Annotated in this window: 21 protein-coding genes and 1 riboswitch; of the genes, 12 read left to right on the top strand and 9 right to left on the bottom strand. The window is 31.6% G+C overall.

The annotated features are described in order from the left end of the window. Positions 1-62: 62 nt before the first annotated feature. From AC0N0V_RS19330 to AC0N0V_RS19320, 3 genes are all read right to left on the bottom strand, one after another. Positions 63-248, bottom strand: a complete 186-nt coding sequence (locus tag AC0N0V_RS19330; RefSeq protein WP_474460411.1) for a hydrolase — start codon at positions 246-248, stop codon at positions 63-65. Between the two features lie 373 nt (positions 249-621). Next, positions 622-1,212 carry a GDSL-type esterase/lipase family protein gene (locus tag AC0N0V_RS19325; RefSeq protein WP_474460410.1) on the bottom strand — a complete coding sequence of 197 codons (591 nt, stop codon included), beginning with the start codon at positions 1,210-1,212 and terminating at the stop codon, positions 622-624. Between the two features lie 119 nt (positions 1,213-1,331). After that, positions 1,332-1,646, bottom strand: coding sequence for a hypothetical protein (locus tag AC0N0V_RS19320; RefSeq protein ID WP_474460408.1), 315 nt, complete (start codon positions 1,644-1,646; stop codon positions 1,332-1,334). 250 nt (positions 1,647-1,896) lie between these two features. Beyond that, positions 1,897-1,998, top strand: a riboswitch (purine riboswitch). A 129-nt stretch (positions 1,999-2,127) separates the two neighbouring features. Between AC0N0V_RS19320 and purE the strand changes: the two genes are divergently transcribed. From purE to AC0N0V_RS19270, 10 genes are all read left to right on the top strand, one after another. Next, positions 2,128-2,607, top strand: coding sequence for a 5-(carboxyamino)imidazole ribonucleotide mutase (gene purE, locus AC0N0V_RS19315; protein ID WP_474460407.1), 480 nt, complete (start codon positions 2,128-2,130; stop codon positions 2,605-2,607). Between the two features lies 1 nt (position 2,608). Continuing rightward, on the top strand, positions 2,609-3,310 hold the full coding sequence (purC, locus tag AC0N0V_RS19310) for a phosphoribosylaminoimidazolesuccinocarboxamide synthase (RefSeq protein ID WP_474460406.1): 702 nt from the start codon (positions 2,609-2,611) through the stop codon (positions 3,308-3,310). 36 nt (positions 3,311-3,346) lie between these two features. Beyond that, positions 3,347-4,774: an amidophosphoribosyltransferase gene (gene purF, locus AC0N0V_RS19305; RefSeq protein WP_474460405.1), complete on the top strand. Its 1,428-nt coding sequence runs from the start codon at positions 3,347-3,349 to the stop codon at positions 4,772-4,774. A gap of 35 nt (positions 4,775-4,809) precedes the next feature. After that, on the top strand, positions 4,810-5,805 hold the full coding sequence (gene purM / locus AC0N0V_RS19300) for a phosphoribosylformylglycinamidine cyclo-ligase (protein WP_474460404.1): 996 nt from the start codon (positions 4,810-4,812) through the stop codon (positions 5,803-5,805). A gap of 148 nt (positions 5,806-5,953) precedes the next feature. Continuing rightward, positions 5,954-6,565 (top strand): phosphoribosylglycinamide formyltransferase, encoded by a 612-nt coding sequence (gene purN, locus AC0N0V_RS19295; protein WP_474460402.1) that lies wholly within the window; start codon positions 5,954-5,956, stop codon positions 6,563-6,565. Positions 6,566-6,640: 75 nt separating this feature from the next. Beyond that, the gene (purH, locus tag AC0N0V_RS19290; RefSeq protein WP_474460401.1) at positions 6,641-8,140 is read left to right on the top strand and encodes a bifunctional phosphoribosylaminoimidazolecarboxamide formyltransferase/IMP cyclohydrolase; all 1,500 of its coding nucleotides are present in this window, start codon (positions 6,641-6,643) and stop codon (positions 8,138-8,140) included. Between the two features lie 44 nt (positions 8,141-8,184). Then, positions 8,185-9,432 carry a phosphoribosylamine--glycine ligase gene (gene purD / locus AC0N0V_RS19285; RefSeq protein ID WP_474460400.1) on the top strand — a complete coding sequence of 416 codons (1,248 nt, stop codon included), beginning with the start codon at positions 8,185-8,187 and terminating at the stop codon, positions 9,430-9,432. Positions 9,433-9,952: 520 nt separating this feature from the next. Next, complete coding sequence (locus AC0N0V_RS19280; RefSeq protein WP_474460399.1) at positions 9,953-10,972, top strand: phosphodiester glycosidase family protein; 1,020 nt, start codon at positions 9,953-9,955, stop codon at positions 10,970-10,972. A 13-nt stretch (positions 10,973-10,985) separates the two neighbouring features. Continuing rightward, positions 10,986-12,035, top strand: coding sequence for a hypothetical protein (locus tag AC0N0V_RS19275; RefSeq protein ID WP_474460398.1), 1,050 nt, complete (start codon positions 10,986-10,988; stop codon positions 12,033-12,035). A gap of 516 nt (positions 12,036-12,551) precedes the next feature. Then, a complete protein-coding gene (locus AC0N0V_RS19270) occupies positions 12,552-13,976 on the top strand; it encodes an amino acid permease (protein ID WP_474460397.1) in 1,425 nt (474 codons plus the stop codon). A gap of 125 nt (positions 13,977-14,101) precedes the next feature. On the opposite strand, the gene AC0N0V_RS19265 is transcribed toward AC0N0V_RS19270, so the two are convergent. Further along, positions 14,102-14,998: an MBL fold metallo-hydrolase gene (locus tag AC0N0V_RS19265; protein WP_474460396.1), complete on the bottom strand. Its 897-nt coding sequence runs from the start codon at positions 14,996-14,998 to the stop codon at positions 14,102-14,104. Between the two features lie 227 nt (positions 14,999-15,225). Between AC0N0V_RS19265 and AC0N0V_RS19260 the strand changes: the two genes are divergently transcribed. After that, on the top strand, positions 15,226-15,561 hold the full coding sequence (locus tag AC0N0V_RS19260; protein WP_474460395.1) for a hypothetical protein: 336 nt from the start codon (positions 15,226-15,228) through the stop codon (positions 15,559-15,561). Between the two features lie 212 nt (positions 15,562-15,773). After that, entirely contained in the window at positions 15,774-17,288 is a 1,515-nt protein-coding gene (gene yjeM / locus AC0N0V_RS19255; protein ID WP_474460394.1) for a glutamate/gamma-aminobutyrate family transporter YjeM, read from the top strand. 322 nt (positions 17,289-17,610) lie between these two features. On the opposite strand, the gene AC0N0V_RS19250 is transcribed toward yjeM, so the two are convergent. The 5 genes from AC0N0V_RS19250 to AC0N0V_RS19230 form a co-directional block, all read right to left on the bottom strand. Continuing rightward, positions 17,611-18,207 (bottom strand): LysO family transporter, encoded by a 597-nt coding sequence (locus AC0N0V_RS19250; RefSeq protein ID WP_474460393.1) that lies wholly within the window; start codon positions 18,205-18,207, stop codon positions 17,611-17,613. Next, on the bottom strand, positions 18,200-18,484 hold the full coding sequence (locus tag AC0N0V_RS19245) for an aspartate-alanine antiporter-like transporter (RefSeq protein WP_474460392.1): 285 nt from the start codon (positions 18,482-18,484) through the stop codon (positions 18,200-18,202). Before AC0N0V_RS19245 ends, AC0N0V_RS19250 begins: the two co-directional genes overlap by 8 nt. Before the next feature lie 15 nt (positions 18,485-18,499). Further along, on the bottom strand, positions 18,500-19,135 hold the full coding sequence (locus tag AC0N0V_RS19240) for a 5-methyltetrahydrofolate--homocysteine methyltransferase (protein WP_474460391.1): 636 nt from the start codon (positions 19,133-19,135) through the stop codon (positions 18,500-18,502). A 91-nt stretch (positions 19,136-19,226) separates the two neighbouring features. After that, complete coding sequence (locus AC0N0V_RS19235) at positions 19,227-19,760, bottom strand: TDE2712 family protein (RefSeq protein ID WP_474460390.1); 534 nt, start codon at positions 19,758-19,760, stop codon at positions 19,227-19,229. 86 nt (positions 19,761-19,846) lie between these two features. Continuing rightward, the gene (locus AC0N0V_RS19230; RefSeq protein ID WP_474460389.1) at positions 19,847-20,602 is read right to left on the bottom strand and encodes a TSUP family transporter; all 756 of its coding nucleotides are present in this window, start codon (positions 20,600-20,602) and stop codon (positions 19,847-19,849) included. Between the last annotated feature and the right edge of the window lie 128 nt (positions 20,603-20,730).

The following is a 20,730-nucleotide window of genomic DNA, read 5'->3' as shown; positions in this document are numbered from 1 at the left end:
AAAGCTAAAATAGTAACAACCTCTTTGGTAATGATTAATTACAAAAGAGGTTGTTATTTTTATTAATCTATAAAGCTATTCCAATAATTTGTATAGTCTATCGCTCCTGGAATTAAGCTTTCATCAAATTCTTTTAATCTGTAATCATTTGTTAAATCTTTAGATAACATTTCTGATTTAGGCATTAATTCCCCAGTTTGGCTTTTTAAATCAGATACAGTCCCTACAAAACAACATTTAGTATTCATGTGGTTTCCCCCTTAAATTTATACAAATTAAACGTTAGTGAAGTATATTATTCAAATAGCCTTTGAAAACGTTTGCTAATATACTAATAGTATATCACATAATTAAATGAGATTCAATAAGTATAACTTATTTCGTGTTTAAATACGCATATAATAATATATTATGATAAAAAACATAGCTATATAAAACTAAAAAAGAATGTCTCCAAACGGATACAGTATACAAAAAAGTTTTGATATAGAATTATATTATCTAAGAAGAGTAGTTTAATATAGTGTTTTTGGATAATAAAGCTGCAGTTTTAAGTGTATTATGGAAAAGGAGCATCTGGCAATGTATATATATGCATTGCCAGATGCTCCTCTAGATTTATCAAGAAGTTAATTTTATAGTCTGAAGAAAATTAATTACACAATCAGCCATTTGTATATGGCCTAGAGCTGTGGGATGTAGACCATCAATATATAATTCTCTTGGGTTTTTTGTTTTTAAAACTTGTTCAAAGCATCGATAAAAATCTATGTTATTTATATTATTATTCCTAGTAAATTCAAGAATCCATTGTCTGTATTGAACTTGTATATTATTTATTTTATCGTAATCTACACTTTGGCTCCATTTTCTTTCTGCTAATTCTTTATGAATAGGAGGTTCTATGCCGACTATAGGAATTATATTGTATTCTAAAGATTCATCTATCAGTTCTTTTAGATTTGCTGTTACCATATTTAAGGAACGTCCACTTATAAAGTCATTACAACCAGCCATAGCAATGACATGAGTAGGATTATTTTGGACAATGTCTATGTATGATCTTGAAAGCATGCCAGCAGTAGTATCACCATTAACCCCTTTGTTTATAATCTCAATACATAACTTATTCTTAATAAGATCAACCCAACACTCGTTTCTGAAAACACCATATCCAGTGGTTAAGCTATCACCAATACAAACCAATTTCATATTATCACTTCCTAACTATAAATTATAACTCCACTTTTTTATAAATAGATTGGGCTGCTAATTGAGCTGTAATATAGAATTGTAATCATCGATTAAAAATTGTTATAACACTAACAGATTTATCTAATTCCTTTAAATTTACTTAATTCTAAAAAAAGCTCTTGTTGCTCAAGTATTTGTTGTTGTATAGCCCAATGATTATTAGAATATTTAAAGTTATCGTTTAGTATATTTTTTAAGTTGTTTTTATATTTTGAAGTTAGTAAATTAAAAAATTCTTGCTGCTTATCGTCAGTCATGTTGATAAAGCTATGTTTTATTTCTACATTAAATCTTTGAAGATTATTTCCTAAATCTTCTGTTCTTTTCTTTAGATTATTTCGAGAAGTAAATATTGCGAAGATAACAATTGCTAAAAAAATTAAAATACCCATTATATTAAATACCTTTCTGACTTATTATTTAAATATTAATCATTATGTAAAATTTATTTCTATCTGTCAATTATAACATTATCTTTGTTTTTAGACACACAACTACTGGAAACTAAAATCTGCAAAATTTAATAATTACGAACTATAATTATCATATACACTTAATAGTTATTATATAATACGAACAATAAAACATATTTAATAAATAATGTATTGAATTATAAGAGGATATATGTTAACATAAATGTATAAATTAAATATTTTAGCCATCCATATAATCCTGATAATAAGGATCAGGAGTCTCTACGAGAAAGCCGTAAATTTTCTGTCTATGGGTGAATCGATGTTAGCAGAATATTAAATATAATATATTAATGGTGACTTATTAATATACTATATGTTATGAAAATTTCGCTACAGGATTCCCCATGGAGTTCTGTAGCGAAATTTTTATTTTAGTAATAAAAAAGGGGGAGTTTCAGTGAAGGTTGCTATTATATTTGGCAGTAAATCAGACATAGAAAAAATGAAGGGTGCCGCTGATGCATTAAAGGAATTTGATATAGATTATAAAGCATACATACTTTCTGCACACAGAGTTCCGGAAAAACTTCTAGCAACTATTAAAGTTATGGAAAATGAAGGTATGGAATGTATTATTGCAGGAGCAGGTCTTGCAGCACACTTACCAGGTGTTATAGCATCTCATACAATTCTTCCAGTTATAGGAGTTCCTATTAATGCTGCTGTTTCTGGAATAGATTCACTTCTATCAATAGTTCAGATGCCAAAGTCTATCCCAGTAGCTACTGTAGGAATAAATAACAGCTACAATGCAGGGATGTTAGCTGTTCAAATATTATCTTTAAAATATCCAGAAATTAAAGAAAAGCTTAAAGAGTTTAGAGTGACAATGAAAGAAAAATTTATAGATGAAAATGAAGAAGGGGTTGAGTTATAACATGGAAACAAGAGAAATGTTGTATGAAGGAAAGGCAAAGAAAATTTATTCTACAGATGATAAGGATAGAGTGATTGTTTATTATAAAGATGATGCTACAGCCTTTAATGGGGAAAAGAAAGGTCAAATAGAAGATAAAGGTGTTATGAATAATGCAATTACATCAGCTCTATTTGGCTTATTAGAAGCAAAAGGTGTAAAAACGCATTTTGAGAAAAAGTTAAGTGATAGAGAACAACTTTGTAAAAAAGTAGAGATAATTCCTTTAGAAGTTATCGTAAGAAATGTAGCTGCTGGAAGTATGGCCAAAAGATATGGAATTGTAGAAGGAACAGAGCTTAAAACTACAGTTTTTGAATTAAGTTACAAAAATGATGATCTAGGAGATCCGCTTATAAATGATTATCATGCAGTAGCAATGGGACTTACTAATTTTGATGAATTAAAATGTATATATGAAATAGCAGCAAAAGTTAACAGTATATTAAAAGAATTCTTCTTAGAGGAAGGAATAAAATTAATAGATTTTAAGATTGAAGTAGGAAGGTTTAATGGAGAGGTACTTTTAGCAGATGAGATATCACCAGATACTTGTAGATTTTGGGATGCAAAAACAAACGAAAAACTTGACAAAGATAGATTTAGAAGAGATCTTGGAAATGTTAAAGAAGCATACGAGGAGATTTTAAGGAGAATAAGTTAATTACTACTCCAAATTATAAACATGGAGGATTTAAAAATGGATGATTTAAATAACAATGTTATATGTGATTTTGAGGAAGATAAATTTAAAGATGAGTGTGGCGTATTTGGAATCTTTGGAACAGAAAATCTAGATGTAGCATCTCTAACTTATTACGGCCTCTATGCTCTTCAACATAGAGGAGAAGAAAGCTCTGGTATAACTGTATCGGATGGACAAGAATTAAAAACTTATAAGGATATGGGGTTAGTATGTGATGTGTTTGATGAAAATACATTAAAAGAGCTAAGGGGAATCTCAGCTATAGGTCATGTTAGATATTCAACAACAGGTTCTAGTAATGTAAATAATGCTCAACCAATAGTTGGACAATATAAGCTAGGTTCTATTGCCATTGCTCATAATGGAAATCTAGTAAATGCAGATGTAGTTAGAGAACTTTTGGAGGAATGTGGATGTGTATTTCAGACATCAATAGATTCTGAGGTTATCTTAAATCTTATTGCCAGAGGAGCCAAAAAAGGGATAGAAAAAGCAGTTGTAGATACTGTGCAAGCAATAAAAGGGTCCTTTGCAATTGTACTTCTTACTCAAGATAAGCTTATTGGTGTAAGAGATCCTAATGGGATAAGACCTTTATGTATTGGAAAAATGAATGAGAGTTACATACTATCCTCTGAAAGCTGTGCCTTAGATTCTATCGGTGCTGATTTTATACGTGATGTAGAACCAGGAGAAATTGTTGTAATAGACAAAGATGGGATTAGGTCATTAAAGCTATCGGAGAAGACTAAGTGTGAAACTTGTGCTTTTGAATATATATATTTTGCTAGACCAGATAGCTGTATAGATGGTATAAATGTATATGATTCAAGAGTAAGAGCAGGCAGGAAATTATATGAAGAAAGTCCGGTGGAGGCAGATATAGTTATAGGAGTTCCAGACTCAGGAATAGCAGCGGCTGTAGGGTATGCAGAATCATCAGGAATTCCTTATGGTATAGGGTTTATAAAAAATAAGTATGTTGGAAGAACTTTTATAACTCCATCACAAGAAATGAGAGAAAGAGCTGTGGCTGTTAAGCTCAATCCATTAAAGGTAAATGTAAATGGTAAGAGAGTTGTCATTATTGATGATTCTATAGTTAGAGGGACTACAAGTAGAAGGCTTGTAGAGATATTAAGAAGAGCTGGAGCCAGTGAAGTACATTTTAGAGTTTCATCTCCGATGGTAAAGTATCCATGCTACTTTGGAATAGATACACCTTATAGAAGTGAGCTAATAGGAAGTAGTAATTCGGTAGAAGATATAAGAGAAAAAATAGGTGCTGATAGTCTTGGTTATATAAGTATGGACGGTCTTCTAGAGTCTTTAGGAGAAGATAGAGGTTTTTGTCTTGGATGTTTTAATGGGATTTACCCAGTTTCAGCACCGATGGAATTACCAAAGGAACATTTGGAGTAAGAGTTAAATTAATTTTTAGAATATGGGGTGATTGCATGGTAACATATAAAGATTCTGGAGTTAATATAGAAGAAGGATATAAGTCTGTAGAACTTATGAAAGAACAAGTGAGAAAAACATTTATTCCTGGAGTTTTAAATAGTTTGGGAAGCTTCGCAGGGATGTTTGAATTAGGAAATTATAAAAACCCTGTTCTTGTATCTGGTACTGATGGAGTAGGGACAAAATTGCAAATTGCTTTTAAAACCCAAAAATATGACACTGTTGGTATTGATTGCGTAGCTATGTGTGTAAATGATATCCTATGTCATGGAGCTAAGCCAATATTTTTTCTAGATTACCTAGCATGTGGTAGATTAAAAGCGGAGGTTGCGGCTGATTTAGTTAAAGGTGTTTCTGATGGATGTGTTGAGGCAGGGTGTGCTTTAATTGGAGGGGAAACAGCTGAGATGCCTGGTTTTTATTCTGATGGAGAGTATGATATAGCAGGGTTTGCTGTAGGAGTAGTTGAAAAAGAGAGTATAATAGATGGAAGTAAGATTGAAGAAGGAAACGCATTGATTGGCATAGCCTCAAGCGGCCCTCATAGTAATGGATATTCACTTATAAGAAAACTTATAAGTAACTTAGATGAAGAGTTTAATGGAAAGAAAATGGGAGATGAACTATTGACTCCCACTAAAATATATGTTAAACCTGTATTAAAGATGTTAGAAAAGTTTGAAATTAGAGGAATGGCACATATTACTGGCGGTGGCTTTTATGAAAACATACCAAGAATGTTTAAGGGAGAGTATTCAGCTATTATAAACAAAGATAGCTTTGAAGTTCCTATGATATTTAAGCATATGATGAACCTAGGTGTGGAAGAAAGCCATATGTTTAATACCTTTAATATGGGAATTGGGTTCGTATTATGTGTAAATCAAGAAGATGTATCAAATATAATTAATGAGTTAAGCGAGCTTGGGGAAAAGGCATATCACATTGGATATGTTGGAAAAGGAACAAAAGAAGTTATTCTAAAGTAGAATTTTTAGGATATAATAATGAAAATGGAATAAGATAGGATAACCTATCTTATTCCTAGTGATGGTTATCCAAAGGATAAGTAATTAAGTTAGCTGTTTATGAATTCTATAAATATAGTATTTTTAATCACTTTTGGAGGATAAGAATATGTTTAATGTAGCTGTATTGGTATCGGGAGGAGGTACAAATCTTCAATCGATAATAGATTCTGTTAACAATGGATATTTAACAAAATGCAGTATTAAAGCTGTGATAAGTGACAGAGAAAATGTATATGCACTAGAAAGATGCAGAAAAAATAATATAAAAACCTATATTGTAGATAAACGTATCTATAAAGACAAGGTTTCTGATATGATTTTAGACATACTCGAAGGTGAAGTAGATTTAATAGTATGTGCTGGTTGGCTTTCTATTTTAAAGGGAAAGTTAATTTCAAAGTTTGAAAATAAAATAATCAATATTCATCCAGCTTTAATACCAGCCTTTTGTGGAGATGGTATGTATGGAATTAAAGTGCATGAAAAGGCAGTAGAATCCGGGATAAAGGTGTCTGGTTGTACTGTGCATTTTGTAGACAAGGGGACAGATACTGGGCCTATTATTATTCAGAAAACTGTACCAGTTTACCATGATGATACTGCTGAAAGCTTACAAAAGAGAGTACTTGAAGAAGAACATAAAGCACTTCCTGAAGCGATTAGACTTATCTCTGAAGGAAGAGTTGAGGTGCAGGGAAGAAGAGTAATAATAAGTTAGCGTTTGAAAATTGGTGAAAATGTTACAGTTTGAATTTTAAAATAATGAACTTATTAGGAAAAAGGGGGAATAAGAATGCTAAAGCGTGCGTTGATAAGCGTTTTTAATAAGGAAGGAATATTAGACCTAGCTAAATTCTTAGTTAAAGAAGAAGTAGAGATTTTATCCACAGGTGGAACGTATAAATATTTACAAAACAATCACATTCCTGTAACTGAAGTTTCGGAGGTAACAGGTTTTGAAGAAATACTAGATGGAAGAGTTAAAACTTTACATCCAGTTATACACGGTGGAATTTTAGCTATAAGGGATAACGATGAACATATGAAAACAATAGAAAGAAAAGGGATAAGGCCAATTGATATCATAGTGGTTAACTTATATCCTTTCTTTGATAAGGTTAATGAGGATTTAAATTTTGAAGAAAAAGTGGAATTTATAGATATCGGTGGCCCAACAATGATAAGAGCTGCTGCTAAGAACTTTAAGGATGTTGTAGTTCTAACAGATACTAATGACTATAGTGATATTATGCAACAGATAGAAGTAGAAGGAGATGTAAACTTTAATACTAGGAAAAAGCTTGCAGGAAAGGTTTTTAACCTCGTTTCAGCTTATGATGCAGCAATTAGCAATTTTTTATTAGAAGAGGAGTATCCTGAATACTTAACTGTTTCATATAAAAAATATCAAAATTTAAGATATGGTGAAAATCCTCATCAAAGTGCTGCATACTATACTGCTACTGTAGAAAAGGGAGCAATGAAAGACTTTGAACAGTTAAATGGAAAAGAACTTTCCTATAACAATATAAAGGATATGGATGTAGCTTGGAAGGTATCTAGTGAGTTTGAGGATCCTGCCTGTTGTGCAGTAAAACATAATACTCCTTGTGGGGTTGCTATTAGTGATGATGTATATAGTGCATATATGAAAGCATATGAATGTGATACTACTTCAATTTTCGGTGGTATCGTAGCCTTGAATAGAAAAGTAAATAAAAAGACAGCAGAAGAATTAGTGAAGATATTCTTAGAAATCGTTATTGCACCAGATTTTGATGAGGATGCATTAGAGGTTCTAAAAGGAAAGAAAAATTTAAGAGTAATAAGATGTGGTGTTAGTCCAGAAAGTAAAATGGAGATAGCAAAGGTAGATGGTGGCATACTAGTTCAGTCAGCTGATGATAAATTAGTAGATGAAATAAAAGTTGTGACTGACATAAAACCATCAGAAAAAGAGCTACAGGATTTGTTATTTGGAATGAAAGTATGTAAATATGTAAAATCAAATGCAATTGTTGTAGTTAAGGATGGAATGGCAAAAGGAATCGGCGGTGGACAGGTTAACAGAATATGGGCAGCCTCAGAAGCTCTTCAAAGAGCAGGTGAAGGCGTAGTTCTTGCCTCTGATGCTTTCTTCCCGTTTGAAGATGTAGTGCAGGAAGCAGCAAAGTATGGAATTAAGGCTATAATTCAGCCAGGTGGATCTATAAGAGATGGGCAGTCTATAGAGGAATGTAATAAAAATGGAATATCCATGGTGTTCACAGGAATGAGACACTTTAAACACTAAAGGATATTAGTTAAAAAACATACAAAGTTTAGGAGGTTAAAGCTGTGAATATATTAATTGTTGGTGGCGGAGGTCGTGAGCATGCAATTGCGCGCAAGGTTGCTCAAAGTCCGTTAGTTGATAAAATATACTGTGCTCCTGGAAATGGTGGTACTGCTCTTGAAGATAAGTGTGAAAATATAGATGTAACAGATATTGATAAGCTTGCTGATTTTGCTGTAAAAAAGAGTGTGAATTTAACCATAGTTGGACCTGAAGAACCTTTAATAAATGGAATAGTAGGTAAGTTTAGAAGTAGAGGTCTTAAGATTTTTGGGCCATCTGATAGTGCTGCTATGCTTGAAGGTAGCAAGGCTTATTCAAAAGAGTTCATGAAAAAGTATGGTATTAAAACAGCAACTTATGAAGTGTTTGAAGATAAGAATAGCGCATTAATATATCTTAAAAATTGTGAATATCCGATAGTAGTTAAAGCTGATGGATTAGCTGCAGGAAAAGGTGTTGTTATATGTGAGGACTATGAACAGGCAGAAAAAACTATACTAGATTTTATGGTAGCAGATGTTTTCAAGGGTGCGGGAAAGAGAGTGGTAGTTGAGGAGTTTTTAGAGGGAGTAGAAGCATCTATTCTTTCAATAACAGATGGGGAAAATATAATTCCGTTCATATCTGCAAAGGACCATAAACAAATCTACGACGGGGGTAAAGGGCCAAATACAGGAGGAATGGGTGTTATATGTCCAAATCCTTATTTTACTGAAGAAGTTTTGCAAGAATTTAAGAATAGAATAATGGAACCTACATTGAATGGTATAAAGACTGAAGAATTAGATTATATAGGAATAATATTCTTTGGAGTTATGATTACCAAAAAAGGAGTTTACCTTTTAGAGTACAATGTTAGAATGGGAGATCCTGAAACGCAGGCAGTTTTACCATTGATGAAAAGCGATTTTGTAGAACTTGTATTGTCAGCCATAGATAAAAGGCTTTCTGAATATCAAATGGAGTGGAGTAATGAATATTCATGTTGTGTCGTGGTAGCCTCTGAAGGGTATCCGAATAAGTACGAAACAGGATATGAAATTAAAGGCTTAAACGATGTAAGTAGAATTTTCGCTGCAGGTGTAAAATATGAAGATGGTATTTTAAGAACTAGTGGAGGGCGAGTTTTGTGTAGTCAAGGGAATGGAAGTACTATAGAAGAGTCTAGAAGAATAGCATATGATAATTTAAAGTATATAGATTTTAAGGGAATGTACTACAGGAGTGACATAGGACTTATTGATTAATTTGAAATTTAAATATTCCATAGAATAAGGGGAGAAATTAGGACGAAAAATGGATGTGTTATAGATTAATAATTATTATTGTTAATACCAAATTGATGGAAGAAATGTACTATTATTTTCGGTTTAAATATTGGATAAGAGGACAAGGTATGATAGTTTAACTATGTATCTTGTCTTTTTGTTGAGTATTTTACTAATATTTCTAGAAAAAATGTTAAGATAATAGTAAAATGTGTTATGTAAAGTTCTATTACTTTATCCGATGACTACCCGCTCTAATACTCCTCCGCACGGTGTGAAAGCGATTCACACCAAATCGGAGATTTGGGTTCTCTGCTTGCACGATGTGAAAGTGATTCACACAAAATCGAAGATTTTGGTTCTCTACTTTTCTCCAAGGGGGAGTAAAGAGCGGATATGTCCCTGGATAACGACTTCTAAGCATCAGGTGGAGTTAAAACTCCATCTGATGCCAAGAATTCTGTTTATGTAAAATGCCTAATTTAACGTGGAGGTAATTATGAAGGAAGTGGAAAAGAATAAGGAAAAGAATTTAGTTAAAAGAAAAAAGAAGTCTTTGTTTAGAAAAATAATAATATTTATAATTTATGAATTTATAGTAGCAGCTATTGCAGGTCCTTTAATTGTATTTTACGGTCCCTTTGAAAATGTAAAAAGGACATTGGTAGGTACTGCTATGGCAACATTTACTCACCAATATATAGCTACTACTTTTTTATCTGATGATGAAATAAGTAAAATTCTAAAAAGTTCTAAAAATGGTGAAACAACTAGTAGCGAAGCTGAAAACTTAGGTAAAGTTCAGATAGCGCATGTAGCAGATAAAGGAATCGATAGATATGATTTGAATACTAAAAAGTTTGATGGTTATATTTTAGAGATTAAGGACCCTACAAGGGTAAAGATAGGATATACTAAAAAAATAGGAGAAGTTGGTCAGAGGACTAGTGAAATAGCTAAAGAGAATAGAGCTGTAGCCGCCATAAACGGAGGAGGCTTTACAGATAGGTCTTCAAATGGAAAGCTATGGGCTGGAACTGGTGCTTATCCAGAAGGTATTGTAATATCTGATGGTAAAGTTGTTTATAGTGATGTTAAATCAAATGAAAAGGTAAACGTCACAGCATTTACTCAAGATGGTAAATTAATTGTTGGAGATAAAACACTTAATGATTTGAAAAAGGAAGGTGTAGTAGAGTCTGTATCTTTTCGGAATACCTTAATAATAAATGGTAAAACTGTTTCGGTTGAGGACGAAGGTTTAAATCCAAGAACGGCTATAGGACAAAAACAAGATGGGACTATTATAATGCTAGTTATTGACGGAAGAACGGGTTTGAAACCAGGTGCTACATTAAAAGAAGTTCAGAACATACTTCTTCAACAAGGAGCTGTAAATGCAAGTAATCTTGACGGAGGTTCATCTTCTACGATGTATTTTAATGGAGAAATTATAAATAACCCTTGTGACTGGAATGGAGAAAGAACTGTAGCAACAGCTTTATATGTAAAACCTTAGAGGAGGTGTGATAATGAGAAAACTAAAAAAGATACTTATATGGACTCTAATACCTATAACTTTGGAAATAATAGGCTTACTTTATGTAGACCAATTTTATCTAAATGATGAAACTAGTTTTAATACCAAAAAGATAGATGTAGCAGCTAAAAAAGAGCCAAATAAAATTAATGTTAAAGTTCCAAGTGATGCAAAAAATATTGGAGTTTCATATGATGGTAATTATATTTCTTATTATGAAGAAGGAGTAATCAAAGTTGTAGATACTTCCAATAATAAGAAGAAAGAAATAGAGTTTGATGCAAATGCAAAGCTTTCATCATATAAGTGGCTACCTGATAGAGATATAATGCTTATTGCAGAAAAATACAAGGATAATAATGGTTCAAGTTATTTAAAATTTCAATCATATAATTCAAAAAAAGATGAGAAAAATGTATTAAGTAATGAAAAAAACAAAGAACTAAAAATAACTTTAGCTGATGATAAGTATGAAGTAATGGATATTGCTCTTTCCACAGCTACGAATGTAACTTATGTAAAGGTTGGAAAAGAAGGAGTAAGGAGCAAGTTGTATCGTATTAATGTAATGGCACAAGTGGAAGAAACAAAATATTATAATGGCAAATTGGGTGAAATTACTGCAATAAATAAAGAAGATAGATTAATATATGAAGATAAAACTTATAATAGAATAAGAGTAGCTGGATTGAAGGACCCAGTAGCTACAGGGGAAAATGCAACACATTATCTTTTAGCATCCGATAATGAGGATAATATATATATAGGAAACGGAGAAAATAATAAAATTAAAAAGATATTTGTAGCAAGCTTGAAAAAATCTAGAAATGAGTGGAAAATATTAACCTTAAATGAAAAAGTTAATAAAAGCGATATATATGTAACTGAAGAAGGTAAGATGTACATTAATAATCCTTTAAAAGGTGTAGTAACTGATATAGAGACTAGTAAAGAAACAAAATACGAAGGTGATATTGTTCAAGTATGTAGCTTTGGAGTTATATCAAGGAATGATGGGAAGATTATTGGTTCTCCATTTTAAAAGTATGTAATTTTGTAATTACCGTGAATACTTAATTTCGAAATTCCCTTTTTACTATGAAAAAGTTTTAGTTATGGTGCAATATTAAGGGGAAATTAACTTTGCATATTTATAAATAGAAAAGTAAGAGTATGAAACTCATGCTCTTACTTTTCTATTTATAGAGGAATAAAATCAAATTAAATACCAATCCTTCTAATTAGAATTTTTAGAAAATAAAGATGATTTTAAAATAAGAATGTAATATATGATTTGTTATCAAAAAATATGCATATAAAACATCAAAAAACAAAAAATAAAACTTTTTTCTTGTAAATGCAAGTCTTTGTAAGCGTTGAAATCGTTACAATCCATTGAAGTTACTATATTTTGGCATAGTTGATCGGAAAAATAATGAGAATATTTTGAATATTAAAAAAATAAGAAGTTTGTCCAAATTGTGTGCTATAATTAAAATAGTTAAAAAATTCAATAAGTTCTTTAACTAGTTTTTTTATTTTGAAAGGAGTGTAAAATATGGCAAGTAACAACAAATCGATCTTCAGAACGAAGAACATCCAGTCTTTGCTGGCACAAACATCAGGCAAGAAAGGGCTAAAAAAGGTTCTTGGAGCATTTGAACTTACAATGCTTGGAATCGGCGCAATCATTGGTACAGGTATATTCGTACTTACAGGGGTTGCTGCAGCAGATTATGCAGGACCAGCACTTATTTTATCATTCATATTTTCAGGTATTGCTTGTTCCTTTGCTGCTTTATGTTATGCTGAACTTGCAGCTATGATTCCAGTAGCCGGTAGTGCTTATACATTCGGGTATGTTGGACTAGGGGAAATATGGGCCTGGATTATTGGCTGGGACTTAGTACTAGAGTATGTAGTAGCAGTTGCAGCAGTTGCAGTTGGTTGGTCAGGATATATAGTAAATCTTCTATCAGCAGCAGGAATTCATATACCTGCAGCACTTACAAATCCTCCAGGACAAAATGGTGGTATAGTAAATCTTCCAGCAGTATTAGTACTACTAGTTATTTCATGTCTATTGGTTAAAGGGGTTAGTGAAAGTGCTAAACTTAATAACATACTAGTTATAATTAAATTAGCAGTAGTTATTGTATTTATAGCTCTTGGTGTAGGACATGTTCAAGTAGCTAACTGGAATCCATTCTTCCCATACGGGGTTAACGGTGTATTTAAGGGAGCAGCAATCATATTCTTTGCATATATCGGATTCGATGCAGTTTCAACTGCAGCAGAAGAAGTTAAAAATCCACAAAGAGACTTGCCTATAGGTATAGTTGGTTCACTTTTAGTATGTACAGTTTTATATATAATAGTTTCAGCTATATTAACTGGTATGGTTCCTTATCAAAACTATCATAATAATGCAGCTCCGGTTGCTTTTGCATTAGCACAAGTAGGAATAAATTGGGGATCAGCATTAGTATCAGTTGGAGCAGTTTGTGGTATATCCTCAGTATTGCTTGTTATGACATATGGTTCAACTCGTCTATTATTCTCACTATCAAGAGACGGATTATTACCAACTGTATTTGCAGAAGTTCATCCAAAGTTTGGAACACCTATAAAAAGTACTATACTTGTTGGTGTTATGACAATGGGACTTTCAGGTTTTGTTCAAATTGGAAGACTAGCAGAGATGACAAATATAGGAACACTTGCAGCATTCTGCGTAGTTTCAGCATCTGTTATAGTTCTTAGAAAGAAAATGCCGGACTTTGAAAGACCATTTAAATGTCCAGGAGTTCCTGTTACTCCGGTTATAGCGATAATATTCTGTTTATATTTAATATATTGCCTACCTAATTTCACTAAAGGTGTATTTGTAATTTGGATAGCTATAGGATTCGTTGTATACTTTGCTTATGGTAAGAGTCACAGCATAATGAACTTTGAAGATGGCCCAAGTATTAAAGGCTAAATAATAAAATAACATTTTTAAGAGCACTTCCGCAATAAAATGCAGAGGTGCTTTTGATTACATTAATTTTAATAATAGAATATATTTACAATATTACGCTGTTAATGGGAAAGTGTTGCTTAGAATTATTCGGCCTTTTTAAAGTAATATAAATTACCATCTTCTATTGAATAGTCAATTAGCCCTTTGGAATATAAATAAGTTATAAATGCTGAAATCCCGCCAAAGTTTAAGTGATATTGGTAAAAGTTAAGAGATAAATCGTTTAAAACAGTGATATTTTCTAGTAGATTTTCGCGAGTTAAAGGTTGATCGAGCAAATCTAAAATTTGTTTTTTGTAATTTTCAATATTCTCCAAATTTTTATCTGAAAGATCTATGATTTCTTCTTTATTTAATACCTTATCACTATGGCTTATAATAAAGTAATCTGCATCTATTTCTTTTATTTTATTTAGTGAATTGATACTTTCTTCTATATCATAAAGATAAGGAAAAGAATATTTTTGCAGGATTTCACTGCTAAATATTGAATCTCCAAGAAAACAAACTTTTTCAGGAGTTATTATTCCGATTTGATCTATTGAATGACCTTTTAGTGAAATGACTTCAAATTTTTCATCGTTTATTTTATTTGTACCATATTCAAGTACAAAATCTACGCTGATTGGTTTATTATTTTTATCTATTCCTTTAATAGGTGTAGAAGATGAAAGTATAGAAGCTTGAATTTCTTGATTTTCCATAAATAATTTTTCTTTTAAAGAAGTATAGACTAGGCAACCAGGATAGTTTTTCTGAAAATAGAGGTTACCACCACAATGATCCAAATGGTTATGAGTATTTATTATGTACTTGGGATGAAGGTTATTTTCTAAAAGGACCTGTTCTAGTTTTTTTGCCTCTGTATTGTTTATAGCGGTATCAATTATAAGGCAATTTTTATTTTTAAATATGAAAATACCAGAATTAACAGCAGCATTAATGTAATAAGTATTTCCTTTAATTTTATTTAGTTTCAAAAAAGTCACTCCTTTTAATTTATGGTAAAATTATAATTAAATGATATCATTATCCAATATTAAATTCAAATACTAGAAGAGATCAAAAATTCTACGACATTTTGTCATTAATTTGCTAGCAGTTAATTTTACGAAAGATTTTGAAATTTGAGTATGTACATGGTATAATTTTTATTAAGGTATTATTTTATTATACTAATTAAATTAGTAAATTGGAGGTATTAGGAATGGATCCAAATAGCAGCATGATGACTAGTTTAATGACACTTCTTGGGTTTACAGGTGTTATTCAAGGCTTAGGAATGAAATATAGTAAAGCGGTTAGAAAGAAGCTGATGCTTGATGCAGAAGGCATAGATAAAAAGTATATAAACTTCAAGGTGAATTTTCTTATTATTACAGGCAGCATTTTATTGTTGATTCAGGTAGCTACTTATTTTAACCCTATAATAGGAGAGAAATTGCAAATATTGCTATCAGCATTTTTACTTCTTGCAATAACATCAGACATGGTATATAAAAAGACTAGGAAAAGGAAATCATCAAAATTAAATTATAAGTAGGAAATTAGCCAAAATCTCTTGAGAAGTTATCTCAAGAGATTTTCTTTTTAAATTAAAAGCACTTCTTTTTAGATGTTGGATTATCACTTTGAAATGTCATAAAAAATAAAAAAATGGCATAATATGTTGTAAAAGCAGCTATAATAGTTTATAATAGGATTCGCTTATTTGTTAATTTTTAAATAAAGTACACTGAAAGAGAGGGAAAATACATGTCAGGAAATGTAAACGCTAGCAAAAAGTTAACGTTGGTATCATTGGTTTTAATGATTTTTACTTCAGTATTTGGATTTGCGAACATGCCTAGATCTTTTTATCTAATGGGATATAGTGCCATTCCTTGGTACATTGCATCTGGAATAACATTTTTTATACCTTATGCATTTATGATGGCAGAATACGGTGCGGCATTTAAAAGTGAAAAAGGTGGTATTTACTCATGGATGGAAAAGTCTGTTGGACCCAAATATGCGTTCATAGGAACATTCATGTGGTTTGCATCTTACGTAATTTGGATGGTTAACATATGTTCTTCAATATGGATTCCTTTATCAAATGCTATATTTGGAAAGGATACAACGGCTACTTGGATGATACTAGGTTTAAATTCAACTCAAACATTAGGATTACTAGGTGTTCTATGGATTATCTTTGTAACTTATATAGCATCTAGAGGACTAGAAAAAATAACTAAAGTAACATCTGTAGGTGGTACTGCAGTTGCATTATTAAATATCGTACTATTAGTTGGTGCAGTGGTTGTTTTAATAGCTAATGGCGGTCATTTGGCAGAAGCTGTTACTTCACAAGCATTTGTGCAGTCGCCAAATCCTAAGTATGGAAACCCACTTTCAGTTTTATCATTCTTAGTTTTCGCAATATTTGCCTACGGTGGAATTGAAGTTGTTGGTGGATTGGTTGATCAAACTGAGAATCCAGAAAAGACATTCCCTAAGGGTGTTACAATTGCTGCTATAGTTATTTCAATAGGATATTCATTAGGTATATTTCTGTGTGGTATATTCACTAACTGGACTCAAGTGTTATCTGGAAAAGGAGTACACATGGGTAATGTTGCATACGTAGTAATGCAAAATTTAGGATATCAATTGGGACTAGGTCTTGGCATGGCAGAAGCAAGTGCGTTAACAGTAGGTGCTTGGGTTGCTAGATTCGTTGGGTTATCAATGTTCTTAGCGTTAACAGGAGCATTCTTTACACTATCATATGCTCCACTAAAGCAATTAATAGAAGGGACTCCAGCTGAATTATGGCCTGGCAAAATGGGAGTAGTTGAAGATGGTATGCCTAAAAATGCTATGTGGATTCAGTGTATAACTGTTATAATATTTGTTTTATTAGTATCATTTGGTGGAGAAGGAGCAGCTCAATTCTTCTCAAAATTAGTACTAATGACTAACGTAGCAATGACACTACCTTACCTATTTTTATCAGGAGCATTTGCCTCATTTAAGAAGAAAAAAGAAATTAAAAAGCCATTTGAAGTTTATAAAAGCCATACTAGTGCTTTAATAGCTTCAATTGTAGTTACATTTACTGTAGGTTTTGCTAACTTCTTTACTATAATAGAGCCAGCTATGCATGGACAAATGTCTGATACAATATGGATGGTAGCTGGACCAATATTCTTTACTATAGTTGCAGTAGTTATGTATAGTAGATATGAGAATAAAATTAAAGGGCAAAGAAAAGATAAAGTAGCATAGAGGATAGAATTAAAATTAAAATAGAGCAAAGTAATAATGTACCTATATCTTCCACATTATTAGCTGTTTTTAATAACTCTAAAGCTAAAAGTAAAGAAAGACTAAAAACTTTTGAAACTCGCTAACGCTCAGACAATCAAAAGTTCTTAGTCTTTCTTTATTTCTTTCGCTAAGAGTTATAGAAAAATAGTTAAATGTGCTACTGATATAGGTATATTATTACTTGAAAGTTTTGGATTTAAGCTACTTATATAGCGTGTTATAATTAAGAGTGATGATAAGTCAGGTATGCACAACTTCACAAAGCTAAACAACAGTTTAATTAAAGAGTATAGAAGAAAGTTATAAAAATAGGGACTAAAGAAGTTAGTATGGCTCCATTTAAGAATGATATTACCGCAATCTCTGGAGTTGTTGCTTTTGCGATTAGTGGTAGTGTGGTATCCATAGAGGTTGCGCCAGCAGGTGCTATGGAAGTATAGTGGTTAAGTTTTGAAGCCAGTATAGGAATTAGTATAACAGCTATAAGTTCTCTAAATACATTTGTGAGAAAAGCTATAGTTCCAACTTGTGCATTGTCTAAGTTTGTAAGCATAATTCCAGAAAGACTGTACCAACCAAAGCCTGAAGCTATAGATAAGCTTGACCTTAATGGCAGTCCATAAATTATAGCTGTAGATAGGCCTCCTATTAAACTTCCTACTATAATACATAGAGGAATTAAAATAATTCTAAATCCATTCTTTTTTAAATCTCTGAGCAAGTTTTTATTCGAGCCCACATCTATTCCGACAGATAATATTAAGAAATTTAGTGCTATAGTGGATAGTGTGCCTAAATTGTTAACTAAATTCTCAGGCATTATAAAATATCCGCAAAGCATACCGACTATAACTGCTGATAATATTATTTTAGTCATTGCTTTCCCTCGCTTTCATAAATCGTGAAGTTATAAAGAAAACTAGGATAATACTAAAGAATGAAGTTAATACAGCAAAGGTAATGGATATTTGACCTATGTTTTTTAAATTACTTACAATTGATTTATTTGCTCCGGCAGAAGCACCCATGCAAAATAACATAAAAACTACACCTATTTGTTGTATCTTTCCATTAATTTTTTGTTGTTTATCTGATAAAGTAATAAAATAACCTATCAGTACACCTACTAATAATGAAATAAGAATAGTCCACATAACAAGCCATCCTTTCTATAATTTTTTAATACTGCAGTAGTCACGGTTATTACATCTACTGCAATCATGGTCTTTTTTATTAAGCTCTCTTTTCTTATCTGCCCCGTAAATATATGCCATACTTCGTAAAGAAGATAACATACAGTCGTCAATCATATGAATACCTAAAAAGGTTTCTGCATCTAACTTACCTAATATATTTTTTTGATACCATAAAGGTATTTCACCATCCCCGGGTGCAATCCTGCAACTAAGCCCCATGCCTTGTCTATTAGTTTTATTATAAATGTGAGTAAATAACTGAGAGCTAATTTCAAATAGATAAGAAGTAGCCATAGCATCTAATACCATAGCCTCTTTCATTTTTCCGTATGAAAAAAGTTCATTAACTTTCTCAGTACATTTATCACCCATGGTAATTACACAATAAATCACATAATTGCAATCGTGAATTACATCAAATTGAAAATCTTCATCTTTTTCATCTATGGCAAAAACAGCAACTGGTTGAACGGATTCGTAGAGGGTAGGAAGTAGTGAATCATAGATAGAATTTATATCGCTCTCGGTTATAAATTCGCAGTAAGATTTTAATGTGTTAATTACAATATTCTTATCTAATTTAAAATCAAAGTCTAATATTATATCCATAGCAATTCCCCTTTAACTTAATCATTAAGATACATCTGTTAGTTAATAGTAGAAAGTGGACAATTAAAAACTGTCCACTTTCCGCAAATATTTAAATCAATTCTTTTAATTTTTCTTCGATGTATTCTTTAATTTCTTTTCCATCTATAGAAATACTATCATCAATGTCGCTAGGTTTTACTCTAAAGAAGTTTATAATTAACTTGTTATCTATTAGTTTATACTCATCTAAGTGCATTGGTGATATTATAACTTCTAATTCTTCAAATTTTTCACCAACGGATGTATTCTGTAGTCCTTCTAAAAGTATGTCGAGATTTAACTTTTTTAAAGGTTGAATCATTAAATTAGTATAGCCTAAGTCTTCTATCATCCACATATTATTATTCCAGAATCTTCCTTCCTTTTTTATAGGAGAAGAAAAAGGTTCCCTATTTGTAATAGCACTTAATACTTTACGAACAGACTCAGCATTAAACTCATTATCATAAATAAGCGTAAGTCCAGACATAGAAGCTAAATCATTTAAATATTTTTCAGATACTTTTTCTTTGTCGTTAGTAGCTTGCCAGTAGTAAAGCATAGCTTCAATTAAGTCCATGTTTAGTTTGATTCTTTTTAGCATTGTAAAAATCCCCCTCAGTCTAATCAACTTTATTAAAGTTTTTATCTTCTTAAGGTTAATTCTTCATTAATCCAATAAATCCTTTTTTATTTAACCATTCCGTAAAGCATTTTAACGGCCACTGCTAAAGACATAGCGACAAATATAGGTTTCATAAGCTTGGCACCCTTTGAAAGAGCAACCCTAGTTCCAAATCTTGCGCCAATGATCATAAAGATAGCTACTGGGATGCCTATCTTATAGTTGATTGATCCTTTTATAGCGAACATAACTAAAGAAGCAATATTACTTGCAAAGTTTAGTACCTTTCCATTACCTCCAGAACGTACAAAATCAAATCCGTATATAGATATAAGCCCAAAAATTAAAAAAGATCCCGTTCCAGGTCCAAAAAAGCCATCATAAAATCCCATTGACAATGCAAGAAGTATCCCTAGAATTATGTTCTTTTTATTTAGAGATTCAAATTTATCTTCCATTCCTACACTTTTGGAAAAAAGGCTATATGCTCCAACACATAATAATAGCATAAGTACTATAGTGTTTAAATATTTTGCATCAATACTTAAAACGGTATTAACACCGAGTACAGCTCCAACTAGAGTAAATGGAATAAGATATTTCAAAATATTTAAGTCTACCTTTCCAGATTGTGCAAATTTAATCGAACTAGTGAAGGATGCACAGGAAGAGGAAAATTTATTGGTTCCTAAAGCTAAATGAGGCGGAACACCAGCAAGTAAAAATGCGGGAACGCTTATAATACCGCCACCTCCAGCAATAGAGTCAATAAAAGCAGCGAAGAATCCAGCTATGCATAAAAATATTAGACTCATTGTCATAAAAACATCTCCTATTATATTAAGTTATTTGTCCAAGTTTAATTTTATCATAAAATACGCATGTACACTACAGAAAGAAATGTAAAAAAGTAGTAAATAAAAAATAACCAAAAGGATTGCATCACTTC

The sequence above is a fragment of the Clostridium sp. CS1-1 genome, assembly GCF_056135525.1.
The sequence above is the reverse complement of the archived record's forward strand: the minus strand, read 5'-3'. Positions and strand labels throughout refer to the sequence as shown.